13 protein-coding genes are annotated in these 13,036 nt (G+C 72.2%); 3 read left to right on the top strand and 10 right to left on the bottom strand.

Annotation, left to right across the window (positions count from 1 at the left end; all coding sequences use genetic code 11):
- Window position 1: 1 nt before the first annotated feature.
- Genes Aiant_RS25485 through Aiant_RS25475 form a run of 3 tightly spaced genes read right to left on the bottom strand, consistent with a single transcriptional unit; the run spans window position 2 to window position 3,125 of the window.
- Complete coding sequence (locus Aiant_RS25485) at window positions 2-1,459, bottom strand: cryptochrome/photolyase family protein (protein ID WP_212846514.1); 1,458 nt, start codon at window positions 1,457-1,459, stop codon at window positions 2-4.
- 26 nt (window positions 1,460-1,485) lie between these two features.
- Window positions 1,486-1,983 (bottom strand): 5-(carboxyamino)imidazole ribonucleotide mutase, encoded by a 498-nt coding sequence (gene purE / locus Aiant_RS25480; RefSeq protein ID WP_189329356.1) that lies wholly within the window; start codon window positions 1,981-1,983, stop codon window positions 1,486-1,488.
- The gene (locus Aiant_RS25475) at window positions 1,983-3,125 is read right to left on the bottom strand and encodes a 5-(carboxyamino)imidazole ribonucleotide synthase (protein WP_189329355.1); all 1,143 of its coding nucleotides are present in this window, start codon (window positions 3,123-3,125) and stop codon (window positions 1,983-1,985) included. The genes purE and Aiant_RS25475 overlap by 1 nt, the downstream gene beginning before the upstream one ends.
- 192 nt (window positions 3,126-3,317) lie before the next feature.
- Here Aiant_RS25475 and Aiant_RS25470 point away from each other — a divergent pair, with 192 nt between their 5' ends.
- Window positions 3,318-3,878, top strand: a complete 561-nt coding sequence (locus Aiant_RS25470; protein ID WP_189329354.1) for a Uma2 family endonuclease — start codon at window positions 3,318-3,320, stop codon at window positions 3,876-3,878.
- Window positions 3,879-3,881: 3 nt separating this feature from the next.
- Here Aiant_RS25470 and Aiant_RS25465 read toward each other — a convergent pair whose 3' ends face one another.
- The 4 genes from Aiant_RS25465 to mca form a co-directional block, all read right to left on the bottom strand.
- Complete coding sequence (locus Aiant_RS25465) at window positions 3,882-5,873, bottom strand: thioredoxin domain-containing protein (protein ID WP_189329353.1); 1,992 nt, start codon at window positions 5,871-5,873, stop codon at window positions 3,882-3,884.
- Between the two features lie 98 nt (window positions 5,874-5,971).
- Window positions 5,972-8,482: a putative bifunctional diguanylate cyclase/phosphodiesterase gene (locus tag Aiant_RS25460; RefSeq protein ID WP_189329352.1), complete on the bottom strand. Its 2,511-nt coding sequence runs from the start codon at window positions 8,480-8,482 to the stop codon at window positions 5,972-5,974.
- 236 nt (window positions 8,483-8,718) lie between these two features.
- Window positions 8,719-9,069: a hypothetical protein gene (locus Aiant_RS25455; RefSeq protein ID WP_189329351.1), complete on the bottom strand. Its 351-nt coding sequence runs from the start codon at window positions 9,067-9,069 to the stop codon at window positions 8,719-8,721.
- A gap of 17 nt (window positions 9,070-9,086) precedes the next feature.
- A complete protein-coding gene (gene mca / locus Aiant_RS25450) occupies window positions 9,087-9,971 on the bottom strand; it encodes a mycothiol conjugate amidase Mca (protein WP_189329350.1) in 885 nt (294 codons plus the stop codon).
- Between the two features lie 111 nt (window positions 9,972-10,082).
- Here mca and Aiant_RS25445 point away from each other — a divergent pair, with 111 nt between their 5' ends.
- Both Aiant_RS25445 and greA read left to right on the top strand, forming a co-directional pair.
- The gene (locus Aiant_RS25445) at window positions 10,083-10,505 is read left to right on the top strand and encodes a DUF4307 domain-containing protein (RefSeq protein ID WP_189329349.1); all 423 of its coding nucleotides are present in this window, start codon (window positions 10,083-10,085) and stop codon (window positions 10,503-10,505) included.
- A gap of 136 nt (window positions 10,506-10,641) precedes the next feature.
- On the top strand, window positions 10,642-11,136 hold the full coding sequence (greA, locus tag Aiant_RS25440) for a transcription elongation factor GreA (RefSeq protein WP_014687938.1): 495 nt from the start codon (window positions 10,642-10,644) through the stop codon (window positions 11,134-11,136).
- Between the two features lie 9 nt (window positions 11,137-11,145).
- On the opposite strand, the gene Aiant_RS25435 is transcribed toward greA, so the two are convergent.
- From Aiant_RS25435 to ilvA, 3 genes are read right to left on the bottom strand one after another with little or no spacing between them, the layout of a single operon-like run.
- Window positions 11,146-11,523, bottom strand: a complete 378-nt coding sequence (locus Aiant_RS25435; RefSeq protein ID WP_189329348.1) for a hypothetical protein — start codon at window positions 11,521-11,523, stop codon at window positions 11,146-11,148.
- 11 nt (window positions 11,524-11,534) lie between these two features.
- Window positions 11,535-11,759, bottom strand: a complete 225-nt coding sequence (locus Aiant_RS25430) for a M48 family metalloprotease (protein ID WP_189329347.1) — start codon at window positions 11,757-11,759, stop codon at window positions 11,535-11,537.
- 36 nt (window positions 11,760-11,795) lie between these two features.
- Entirely contained in the window at window positions 11,796-13,031 is a 1,236-nt protein-coding gene (gene ilvA, locus Aiant_RS25425; protein WP_189329346.1) for a threonine ammonia-lyase, read from the bottom strand.
- Window positions 13,032-13,036: the final 5 nt, after the last annotated feature.

Raw genomic sequence — 13,036 nt, 5'->3', positions numbered from 1 at the left:
CTCAGGGGGCCCGCGATCCGCGGGCCCTCTCCTGCTCCAGCACCGCCTCCAGGTCGCCGAGGCGGCGCAGGCCCTGCAGCGGCCGGCGCAGCCGATGGTTGCCGGCCAGCTCCGGCTCGTGCCGGGCCAGGAAGGTCCAGTACCCGGCCGTGTACGGGCAGGCGTCCGCGCCCACCCGGACCTTCGGGTCGTACCGGCAGCCGCCGCAGTAATCGCTCATCCGGTGCAGGTAGGCGCCACCGGCCGCGTACGGCTTCGTGCTCATCCGGCCGCCGTCGGCGTACTGGCTCATCCCGACCACGTTCGCGGTCATCACCCACTCGTACCCGTCGACGAAACTGCGGTGGAACCAGTCAGCGACCGCGCCGGGCCGCCAGCCGCGCTGCATCGCGTAGTTGCCGAGCACCATCAGCCGCGGGATGTGGTGCACCCAGCCGCGATCCCGGACCCCGGCCAGCACATCGGCCAGGCAGCGCGCCTGCACCGCGTCGGCGTTCAGCTCGGCGAACCACTTCGGCAGCTGTCCGCGGGCGGCCAGCTCGTTGGCCGCCCGGTACTCCGGCTCGAAATACCAGTAGAGGTGCCAGACGAAATCGCGCCAGCCGAGAATCTGCCGGATGAACCCTTCGGCACCGGCCAGCGGCGCGTCCCCGGCCCGGTACGCCCGCTCGGCGGCGTCGATCACCTCGACCGGATCGAGCAGGCCCAGGTTGATCGCCGGGCTGAGCATGCTGTGCGCCATCCAAGGGTCGCCGGCCAGCATCGCGTCCTCGTACGGCCCGAACGCCGGCAGCCGGTGCTCGACGAAGTGCCGCAGCCGGGCCAGCGCCTCCGCCCGGGTCGCCGGGAACAGGCGCGGCCCGTCCCGGCCGACGAAGGTGATCCCGTCGTCCCGCGCCCACCGGTCCAGATCGGTCCGGACCTGCTCGTCGATCTCGTCCTCGACGATCGGGGGCGGCGGCGGGACGTCCAGCCGGCCGGCGCCGCGCGGCGGCGGTTCCCGGTTCTCCTCGTCCAGGTTCCACCGGCCGCCGGCCGGTTCACCGCCGTCCATCAGCACCTCGTGGCGCCGCCGGGCGAACCGGTAGAAGTCCTCCAGCCGCAGATGGTCCCGCTCGCCCGCCCAGCGCACGAAGTCCGGCGGGGCGGTGACGAAGCCACGCGGCGGCAGCATTTCCACGTCCGGCAGCCGCCGGACCAGACCGCGGGCGGCCCGGGAGGTGGGATGGCACACGGTGAGCGGTTCGGACACCGCCTCGGCGTACGTCTCCGCGCGCACCAGCCGCACGTCGCCGTCCCGGGCCCGGTGCCGCAACGCGGAGAGCACCAGATGAGCCTTCTGCCGGTGGAAGGCCCGGCGCCGGAACACCGCCTTGGACTCGATCAGCAGCACCGGCTGATCCGGCGCGTCCAGGAAGTGCGGCCCGAGCTGATCGGCGAACAGCCAGCGACGTCTCACCGGCACCATGCTGCCGGATCGGCGGCCTAGTCGAGCAGTTTGTCGCGCAGCGCGGCGTCCTTCTCGGCGACCAGTTTCTCCAGCCCGGACTGGAAATCGATCATCTTCTGCCGCAGTGTCGCGTCGGACGCCCCGAGGATCCGGACCGCGAGCAGCCCGGCGTTCCGCGCGCCGCCGATCGACACGGTCGCTACCGGCACGCCGGCCGGCATCTGCACGATCGACAGCAGCGAGTCCATCCCGTCCAGGTGCTTCAACGGCACCGGAACCCCGATCACCGGCAGCGGGGTGAGCGCCGCGACCATGCCCGGCAGGTGCGCCGCGCCGCCGGCCCCGGCGATGATCGCCTTGATGCCGCGCCCGGCCGCCGACTCCGCGTAGTCCACCATCTTGCGCACGGTCCGGTGCGCGGAGACCACGCCGACCTCGAACGGCACCTCGAACTCGGCCAGCGCCAGCGCCGCCGCCTCCATGGTCGGCCAGTCCGAGTCGCTGCCCATGATGATGCCGACGGAGGGAGCCATCACTTGCCTTCCTGAAGCCACTGAGCGGCCCGCGCGGCCCGCGCACGCACCGATGCCAAGTCGTCGCCGAGCACCGTGACGTGCCCGATCTTGCGGCCCGGACGGACCTGCTTGCCGTACAGGTGCACCCGCGCGTCCGGAACCTCGGCGAACAGGTGGTGCAGCCGCTCGTCGATGGAGATCCCACCGGGCCGGCCGCCCAGCACGTTCGCCATCACCACGACCGGGGCGGTCAGCGTGGTGGCACCCATCGGATAGTCCAGGACGGCCCGCAGGTGCTGCTCGAACTGCGAGGTCCGGGCCCCCTCGATGGTCCAGTGCCCGGAGTTGTGCGGGCGCATCGCCAGCTCGTTCACCACGATGCCGGCGTCGGTCTCGAACAGCTCGACGGCCAGCAGGCCGACCACGCCGAGCTCGTTGGCCAGGTCGATGGCGAGCTGCTGGGCGTCGAGCGCACGCTCCTCGGCCAGGTCCGGCGCCGGGGCGATCACCTCCACGCAGATCCCGTCCCGCTGCACGGTCTCCACCACCGGGTACGCCGCGACCTGCCCGAACGGCGACCGGGCCACGAGCGCCGCGAGCTCCCGCCGCAGCGGCACCCGCTCCTCCACGATCAGCGAGATCCCGGTCGACACCAGGTCCTCGGCCGCCTCGCGGGAGCCGACCATCCAGACGCCACGACCGTCGTACCCGCCGCGGGTCGCCTTGGCCACGACCGGCCAGGACCCGCCGGCGAACGCCTCGATCTCGTCCGCGGTGCTGACCCGGGCCCAGCGCGGCACCGGCGCGCCGAGCGCCGCCAGCCGCTCCCGCATCATGCCCTTGTCCTGCGCGAAGACCAGCGCTTTCGACCCGGGGAAGATCTTCACACCCTCGGCCTCGAGCGTCTCGATGTGCTCGGTCGGCACGTGCTCGTGGTCAAACGTGACCGCGTCGCACCCCTTGGCGAACTCACGCAGAGCGGCAAGATCGGTATGCGTGCCGATCGGCACGTCCGCGGCGACCAGCGCGGCGGAGTCGTCAGGCTTCTCACTGAGCACGCGCAGTGACTGACCGAGAGAAATCGCGGCCTGGTGGGTCATCCGGGCCAGCTGCCCGCCTCCCACCATGCCGACCACAGGCAGACCGGTTCGGGTATCCATCGCCCGCCCAGCCTAGCGACGCGATCCCGGCCTCCGGAAATCAACCCGGCGCCGTCCCACTTCCGGCCACCACTTCAAGATCAAAACCTGTTTCCGGTACGACCGGAGCCCCGCCCGCGGCCCTCCCCGCCAGACGCCGGACGACCCCGAACGATGGAGGAATGCAGCCGGCGCAGCCACTAGCATGGCGGTATGAGCGCAGAGGCAATCGGCCGGTTGATGCCCGCCATCGTCACGCTCGACGATCTGACCGCCATGATCCGGGCAGACATGCACGGCCACCGATACGAGACGAGTACACAGGGAGCTCTCTCCGTGGTTCCGCCCCCCGACGGTGATCACGCCAAGATCGCTACTCGCCTGATGTCATGGCTCCTCAAAGCGGGCTGGCCCGAGGATCAGCTCATGCAGGTAGCCGGTATCCGCATCCCGAGCCCAACCGGATTCGCCGGCCGCATCCCTGACCTCACCGTCTGGTCGACTGATCCGGGAAACGCGGTGTGGTACGACGTCCAGGGCCTGCTCCTGGTCATCGAGATCATCTCTCCCGGGTCCGAGGCGACGGATCAGGTCACCAAAGTCGCCGAGTACGCCACCGTAGGCATTCCGCTGTACTGGATGGTGGCGCGTGACACGGCGAACACCGTCACCATGCACCGGCTGGTCAACGGCGCCTACCAGGTCGTCGACCAGAAGCCGCTGCGCTGGCTCCTGAATTCGGAGCCCGGCAACCACCTGCCGATGGAACACTGACCCTCACCGGACGAGGCGGGCCAGGAGGTCCTTCGGAGAGGTGACCGGGCGGTCGCAGACGAAACCACGGCAGACGTACGCGGTCGGTTTGCCGTCGATCATCGGGCGGTCGGCCAGCAACGGCACGCCAGGCAGCTCAGGGGCGCCGGCCACGATCACCGTTCCGGCCGGGGCCTCCCGATAAGCCTCGGTGACCAGCGGATCGTCCAGGTCGTCGGTGGCGATCGCGATCTCGTACGGCCCGGCCAGCGCCGCCTCCGCCACCATCGCCGAGTACCCGGCGAACCGCGGGTGCCCCTCGATCAGCGGCCCGACCGTGGCCAGGGCCGCGTCCGCCGCCTCCCGGTACGCCGTCTCCCCGGTCAGCGCCGCGTAGCTCACCAGCGCGGAGCAGATCGCGGCCAGCCCGGACGGCGTGGCGTTGTCGGTCGGGTCGGCGGGACGGGTGAGCAGCTTCTCGGCGTCGTCGGCGGTGTCGTAGAAGCCACCTGACGGCGTACGGAAATGGGCCAAGGCAACATCCAGCAAGCCGCCCGCCAACCGCAACCACCGCGGATCCGCGGTGATCTGATGCACGGCCAGGAATCCCTCCGCGACGCACCCGTAGTCGTCGAGCACCCCGACCGGCGCACCGACGCGGCCGTCCCGGGAGACGCGCCGCAGCCGCCCGTCCACCAGGTGCCGCTCGGCCAGCACTCCGGCGAGCGAGATCGCCGCGGCGCGGGACGACGCGGACCCGGTCAGCACCCCGTGCTCGGCCAGCGCGGTGATCGCGAGCCCGTTCCAGGCGGCGACCACCTTGTCGTCGCGGGCCGGCTGCGGCCGCTCCGAGCGGGCCGCGAGCAGCCGGGTGCGGACGTCCTGCCAGCGCTCGACCAGCTCCGGGTCGGCGGCGTCGATGTCCCGGCCCAGCACCAGCACGCTCTTGCCGTGCTCGAAGGTGCCGGCCACGGTCACCCGGAACAGGTCGGCGGCCCACTCGCCGTCCTCGGCGCCGAGCGCCTCGGTCAGCTGGACCGGGGTCCAGGCATACGTCAGACCCTCCTCGCCGTCGGTGTCCGCGTCCAGCGCGGACGCCAGCCCACCGGCGGGCGTGCCCAGGTCGCGCAGCAGGAACTCGGCGGTCTCGTCGGCCACCCGGCGGGCCAGCACGTCGCCGGTGAGCCGCCAGAGCTGGGTGTAGACCCGCAGCAGCAGCGCGTTGTCGTAAAGCATCTTCTCGAAGTGCGGCACGGTCCAGTGGGCGTCCACCGCATAGCGCGCGAAGCCGCCGGCCAGCTGGTCGTAGATGCCGCCGCGGGCCATCTGCTCGCCGGCGTGCCGGGCCAGCTCCAGGGCCTCGGCCGAGCCGGTGCGCTCGTGGTGGCGCAGCAGGAAGAGCAGGTTCATGTGCGGCGGGAACTTGGGCGCGCCGCCGAACCCGCCATAGGTCTGATCATGCTCCTTGGCCAGCCCCTCGGCGGCCGCGGCCAGCAACTCCGCCGAGATCGGCGCGGTCGGGCCGCCGACCAGCTGGGCGCCGCCGACCGCCTCGACCACCGCCGCGCCCTGCTTGACCACCTCGTCCCGCTGGTCCCGCCAGGCCGTGGTGACCGAGGTGAGCAGGCGGCCGAACTGCTGTTTCGGGAAGTAGGTGCCACAGAAGAAGGGGTCGCCGCCGGGCGTGGCGAACACCGTCATCGGCCAGCCGCCCTGCCCGGTCATCGCCTGGGTGGCGGTCATGTAGACGGCGTCCACGTCGGGCCGCTCCTCGCGGTCCACCTTGATCGCCACGAAGCCCTCGTTGAGCTGCGCGGCGATCGCCTCGTCCTCGAAGGACTCGTGCGCCATGACGTGACACCAGTGGCAGGCCGCGTATCCCACCGAGATCAGCACCGGCACGTCGCGCCGGCGGGCCTCCGCGAACGCCTCGTCGCACCATGGCCACCAGTCGACCGGGTTGTCGCGGTGCTGGAGCAGGTAGGGCGAGGTGGCGTCGGCGAGACGGTTGGCCATGTCTCCAGCCTCTCACGCCGGCCGGAAAGCGACGATCAACGAGCGATCGTCCGGGCGCGGCGATCGGGCACCGCGCCGCCATGACGCAGCGCCGGGCGTCAGGAGGCGCCGTCCGCGCGCAGCGGGGTGACCGTCGCGGACGACGACGTCCGCAGCTGGGACAGTGCCTGCACGATCTTGTCGGCGGGCATCGGCTTGCAGAAGTGATAGCCCTGCGCGGACGGGCAGCCGAGCGCGATCAGCGCGGCCCGCTGCTCGATCGTCTCGATCCCCTCGGCGACCACCCGGACCCCGAGGCGCGCGCCCAGCTCGACCGCGCCGCGCACCACCGCGCCGGCCGCCGGGGAGTCGATCATCTCGTCCACGAACGACCGGTCGATCTTGATCTCGTCGACCGGCATCCGGGTGACCGAGGCGAGCGAGGAGAACCCGGTGCCGAAGTCGTCCAGCGAGACCTGCACCCCGCCGGCCCGCAGCCGGGCCAGCACCTCGTCGACGATCTCCTGCTCGCTGACCGCCACCGACTCGGTGATCTCCAGGACCAGCCGGGAGGCCGGCGTCCGGTGCCGCCGCAGCGCCTCGGTGACCTGCGCCGGGAAGGTCGGATCGGTCAGGCTGCGGGCCGACACGTTGACCGAGACCGGCACGTCGATGCCGTGCGCCGTCCAGTCCGCGGCGGCGGCCAGGGCCAGGTCGAGGACCCGCCGGGTGAACGGGATGAGCAGCTCGCTGCGCTCCACCGCCGGCAGGAACTCGGCCGGGGAGAGCTGGCCGCGGCGCGGGTGCCGCCAGCGGACCAGGGCCTCGCAGCCGGTCGGCTCGGCGGTGATCAGGTCGACCGCGGGTTGCAGGTGCAGCGTGATCTGGTCGTCGGCGGCGAACGCGTCCTGGAGATCCGCGAGCAGCGCCAGCCGGTCGGTGCTGCTCGCCTCCTGGCCGCTGTCGTACGTCCCGACGGTCAGCCCCTGCTCCTTGGCCTGCCCGGCGGCCAGCGCGGCCCGGCGCAGCAGCTCACCGACCTCGACCTGACCGGCCGGGGCGACCACCGCGCCGACCGTCACCTCGACGGCCAGCCGCACCCCGGCCACCCGCATCGGCAGCCGCAGCTGCTCGACCAGCTCACGGGCGCGGCGCAGGGCCTGGGAGAGCGAGTGCGGTGCGCCCGAGGCGCCGGCCAGCGTGGTCAGCCCGGGCAGCAGCAGCGCGAACTCGTCGTCGCCGGTCCGCGCGACCAGCTCGCCGGGCCGGGCCTGCTCGGTGAGCCGCTCGGCGATCACCCGCAGCACCTCGTCGCCGCCCCGGTGCCCGAGCGTGCTGTTCACCTCGCGGAACGCGACCACGTCGAGCAGCAGCAGGGCGGCCGGGCGGCCGCGGTCACCGCCGCGCAGCACCGCGTCCCCGTCGCTGACCAGCGCCGACCGGTTGATCAGGCCGGTCAGCGGGTCGTGCACCCGGTCGTGCGCGGCCCGCGCGTCCAGCTCGGCGATCCGCTGGTGGGCGGCCGCGTCGCGGAGGGCCCCGGCCAGCGCCTCCCCGTACGCCGTGAGCGCCGCCTCGTCGTGCGCCACCGGCAGGGCCGGCTCGCCGAGCCAGACGGTGAGCTCGCCGACCGGTCGGCCGGCCACCGCCATGCTGCGGGTGACCGCAGGGCCGGTGTGCGACGCGTCCGGGCTCTGCCCCGGCCCGTCCTGGGTGTATTTCCGGTTGCCGTGCTCGGAGCGCAACTCCAGCTGCACGCGGCGGGCGCCGAAGACGTCCAGCGCGCCGCGCAGCCCGGCTCGGGCCACCTCGGCCTCGCTGACGCCGGGCAGCCGCGCGGTGGCCGTGGCGAACGCCTCCCACATCCGGCGCTCCTCGGCCGCGCGCAGGTGGAAGCGGTAGGTGCGGTGCAGCAGCCACAGCACCGGGCCGAAGGCGAGCAGCCAGAGCGGCTCGCGGACCATGGCGAAGACCGCGCAGAGGCCGACGATCACGTTGCCGGCCGACATCGGCGCCTTGGCATAGAGCACCTTGGCGGCGACCTGGCTCGGCGGGGCGCCCCGCTGGAGGGTCAGGGTCAGCACCACCAGGCCGAAAGTGATCAGCAGGTAGGTGCCCGCGCCGGCCACCAGGGCCAGCGCCAGCCGCCCGCCGCGCACCCCGGCGTCGCCGGCCAGCAGCGAGGTGACCAGGGCGGCCGCGGACACCCCGAGGGTCATCGAGGCGACCAGGTGGACGATCTCGGCGGGGTTGCGCACCCCGGTCAGCCAGGCCAGCAGCAGCCACGCGGCGCCGACGCCGGCCAGGGTGGCGGCGGGCAGCCAGCCGGCCGGGCAGATCACCAGACCGACCACCACGGCCGCCTCGGCCCAGCTCACCGAGACCGCGTCCGGGCCGAGCCGGAAGCGCAGCCCGGCCAGCTGGGCGATGGCGGCCAGCACGGCGGCCACGCAGGCCCCGTCGATCGGTGACAGCGGGCTGCCGGCCCGCAGGTGCGGAGTTTGCAGGAGACCGAGGAACACGGCGGCGACAGCGGCGACCACGATCGTGACGGTCAGGACGCACATCGGCCGGGAACGCCCGGTCAGGGCGGTCCACGCGCGACGGTGCAGTGCGGATGGACCGCTCATGATGGCGCCCGTCGGCGTGGCACGGGAAGATGCACGTGCAAATGGTCCAGCGAGACTCGGCGCCGGAGTGCACTCATCTCGGCGCCCCCTTCCGCGCAGGGTCCCGGGAGCCGTGTGGCCCCCGGGCGGAAGGCTAAATCAATACCGATGAACGCAACAGGGCTTGACGGCGGGCGACCGGCGCCACTCGTCGCCCATCGCGAGCCGGACGGCCGGAACGATGGGCGACGCAACGATCACCGAGCGGTCCGGCCGCTGTCCGATGCGGACTCGCTTTTGTCCTCGGCGACCGCCGCCACCTCGGACTCCGCGGCACTGTCGGGCTTGGCCGATCGATCCGCTTCGACATCAGCGGCGGCATCGCCGCCGGAACGCTCGAGATCCTCATTGAGCCGCGCGATTTCCGCCACACGTTCGCGCTCGGCTTCGGCATCAAAACTGTCGGGAAGCCGACGAATGCGCTTGTTCATGTTGCGGATCAACGCGACCGTCGCAATACACATCAGGACGATCAGGAACAGGCCCATGGGACCGGCGAGCCCGCCGTCCCGGGTGTCCCCGAAGTTGTTGACCGCGATAATGTCCACGCCCCCAAGCGTACTGCTCAGGCGGCCTCGACCTTCTCCCGGATGCCCGCGAACAGGTCGGACTCCGGAACCGGGCTGTCCACCAGTGAGCGGGCCAGCTCGAAGTCCTCGGTCGGCCACACCTTCTGCTGCATCTCCAGCGGGATGTGGAACCAGAATCCGTCCGGGTCGACCTGGGTGGCGTGCGCGCGCAGCGCGTCGTCACGGATCGCGAAGTACTCCCCGCACTCGACCCGGGTGGTGATCTTGTCGCCCCGGTCCTGCCGGTCCGACCACTTCTCCAGCCACTCCGCGTAGGGCGACTCCAGCCCCGCCGCGAGCATCCCCTCGTGCAGCGCCAGCATCCGCGCCCGGGTCCAGCCGGAGTTGTAGTACAGCTTGAGCGGCTGCCAGGGCTCACCCAGCTCCGGGTACAGCTCCGGGTCACCGGCCTGCTCGAACGCGACCACCGACACCTTGTGGCACATGATGTGGTCGGGGTGCGGATATCCACCGTTCTCGTCGTAGGTGGTCATCACGTGCGGGCGGAACTCGCGGATCAGCTTGATCAGCGGCTTGGCCGCCTCCTGTGGGTCCTGGAGGCCGAAACACCCCTCCGGCAGCGGCGGCAGCGGGTCACCCTCGGGCAGCCCGGAGTCGACGAAACCGAGCCAGGCCTGCCCCACACCGAGGATCTCCCGGGCCCGGTCCATCTCCTTGCGCCGGATCTCGGTGATGTTCGCCAGGACGTCGGGGTCGTCCTTCAGCTTCGGGTTCAGCACGCTGCCGCGCTCACCCCCGGTGCACGTGGCGACGAGCACGTCAACGCCCTCGGCGACATATTTCGCCATGGTGGCGGCACCCTTGCTGGACTCGTCGTCCGGGTGGGCGTGCACGGTCATGAGACGAAGCTGCTCTGCCACGGTGATTACCCTCTCGACCAGGCCTGCCGTCGGCGGGCCGGGATCGGCTGCGAAGATGACTCTGTCATTCTGGCCGATCCCCCCGACAACAAACGCACGAGAGGTCGTCAGGTGAGCGAGACGCGCGCCACAACCCCGGTTTTCCCGCCCGGCCGTTACGGCCGGCGCCGGGAGGGTGGCCGCCGCCGCTCGCTCCCGCTGATCGTGGCCGCGGTCCTCTTCGGGATCGCCGCGCTCGGGTTGGCCTGGGCTTATTATCAGAAATTCGGGCAGACCAACTACAGCCCGGAGATCATCGGCTGGAACGAGCCGGCCGACACCGCCATGGTGATCAAGTTCCGGGTCCGGGTGCCGGAGGGCGAGGCCGCCTCGTGCGTGCTGCGCGCCCGCGACTTCCAGGGATACGAGTTGGGCACCCGCACGATCACCGTGCCCGCGCCGGACGGCGGCGGCGAGGTCGTGGTCTCCGAGACGGTGCCGACGACCGCGCGTGCCGCGGTGGGCGACGTGATGAGCTGCCGCCCGGCCGGCTGACCCCGGCCGGAGATCGACCGATCCGGTGCGGCGCGTACCGCTGGTAAGGTTGGTGATTCGCTGCGTTTCCGACGCACTCACGTTTTGCCCTGCCCGTTACAGCTTTTCGCACTTCCGTCCAGCAAGGAGATCGACCGTGTCCAGTTCCGAGGCGCCGAAGACCTGGCTCTCCCAGGACGCATACGACCGGCTGCAGGCCGAGCTCGACGAGTTGATCGCAGGCCGGCCGGCTATAGCGGCGGAGATCAATGCCCGGCGCGAGGAGGGTGACCTCCGGGAGAACGGCGGCTACCACGCGGCCCGCGAGGAGCAGAGCCGTCAGGAGGGCCGGATCCTGTACTTGAAGGAGTTCCTGCGCAACTCCGAGGTCGGCGAGGTCCAGGCCGCCGACTCGGTGGTGCCCGGCTCGGTCGTGACGATCTACTTCGACGACGACCAGGCCGACACCGAGACGTTCCTGCTCGGCTCTCGGGAGATCTCCTCGACCACCGACCTGACCGTGTACAGCCCGGAGTCGGCGCTCGGCAAGGCGATCCTCGGCGCCCGCCCGGGCCAGACCGTGACCTACACGGCGCCCAGCGGCGCCGACATCAAGGTCACCGTCGTCAAGTTCGGCGCGTTCGAGGGCTGAGACCCCGCGTCACGTGGTGACGAGCTCGCGACGCACCCGCTCGTAGTGCGTGGCGAGCTCGTCGTCCATCCGGGCCTGCTCCGCCTCGGTCATCACGACCGCGGCCGGCTGCGCGGCCCGTCCGGCGATCAGCCCGGCCCGCAGACCGGACGGCGGGTGCGAGGCGAAAAGCGATGCTTCGGTACGCCGACTGAGCTGCCGATATGCCGGAACGTCCAGCGACATCCCGGTCCGCGCCGCGCCCGCCGCCGCCCGCCAGGCCGCCGCGCCGTTCCCGGCCCGCGCCTCCCGCCGCGTCCGGGCGACGAAGTCGACCACCATCTCGACGAAGCCGCTGCGGCGTCCGCGGGGCGCCAGCAGGTACGCCACCTGTCCGAGAATGGTCACCGCAGCCTGGGTCACCAGCCCCCGCCCGGCATCGGCGCGCCGATCGCCGTGGCGACCCGCTCGATCGTCGCGAACAGGGCCGGCGCGGTCGCCCGGTCCAGCTCCTGCGCGTCCGCGGTGAGCCGGGACAACCGCCCGAGCCGGGGCCGGAGCACCACCGCGATCAGGACCAGCAGCGCGCCGATCAGGTTGACCGGCGCGAAGAAGTCGTAGGTGGCCAGCCAGATCCCGGTCACCAGCAGCGGGTCACGGACGCGGTCGGCAACCCCCGTTCAGGGGGTCGCGTCGGCCAGCAGCGAGACTCGGTAGCCGGCGTCGCGCAGGGCGCTGATCAGCGCCGACGAGTGGGCCGGCCCCCGCGTCTCCACCGACAGCGCCACCTCCACCTCGCCGAAGCCCAGCCGCGGGCTCTGCCGGGAGTGCACCACGTCGACGATGTTGGCCCGCTGCTCGGCGATCTCCCGCAGCATCCCGACCAGCTGGCCCGGCCGGTCGGTGCAGCGCACCGCCAGGCGCAGGTATCGGCCGGCCGAGGCGAGACCGTGCTCGATCACCTTCAGCAGCAGCATCGGGTCGATGTTGCCGCCGGACAGGATCGCCACCACCGGGCCGCCGTCGCGCGGCGGCACGTACGCCCCGGTGAGCAGGGCGGCCACCGCGGCGGCGCCGGCCGGCTCGACCACCATCTTGTGCCGTTCCAGGAGCACCAGCAGGGCCGCCGACAGGTCCTCGTCGGTGACCGTGACGACCTCGTCGACCAGCTTGGCGACGTGCGCGAAGGTCAGGTCGCCGGGCCGCAGCACCGCGATGCCGTCCGCGATGGTGGCGCACGAGTCCAGCTTGCGCGGGGCGCCGGCGGCCAGCGAGGGCGGGAACGCGGCCGCCCCGCTCGCCTGCACCCCGACGATGCGCAGGTCGGGCCGGAGGGCCTTGGCCGCGACCGCGAGACCGGAGATCAGCCCGCCGCCGCCGACCGCGGTGATGATGGTCGTCGCCTCCGGGCACTGCTCCAGGATCTCCAGCGCCACCGTGCCCTGCCCGGCGATCACGTCCGGGTGGTCGAACGGGTGGATCAGCACCGCACCGGTCTGCCGGGCGAAGTCGCCGGCCGCGGCGAGCGCGTCGTCGACGCTGGTCCCGGCGTACTCGACGGACGCGCCGTACCCCTTGGTCGCGGTGACCTTGGGCAGCGGGGCGCCCTCCGGCATGAAGACGGTCGCCTTGATGCCGAGCAGCCCGGCCGCGAGCGCCACCCCCTGCGCGTGGTTGCCGGCGCTGGCCGCGACGACCCCGCGGGCGCGGTCCGCGTCGGAGAGGCGGGAGATCCTGGTGTACGCCCCGCGCACCTTGTACGACCCGGCCCGCTGCTGGTTCTCACACTTGAGCCAGACCGGCACCCCGGTGATCTCACTGAGCGGCCGGGAGGTCACCAGCGGCGTGGTCTTCACGACCCCGGCGAGCAGATCCCGGGCCGCCTCGACATCGGACAGGGAGAGCAGGTCGGTCATGGGGA

The sequence above is a fragment of the Actinoplanes ianthinogenes genome (assembly GCF_018324205.1).
In the GTDB taxonomy this organism is placed as follows: domain Bacteria; phylum Actinomycetota; class Actinomycetes; order Mycobacteriales; family Micromonosporaceae; genus Actinoplanes; species Actinoplanes ianthinogenes.
Note: the sequence above shows the minus strand (reverse complement) of the source record. Positions and strands in the feature narration are given on the sequence as shown.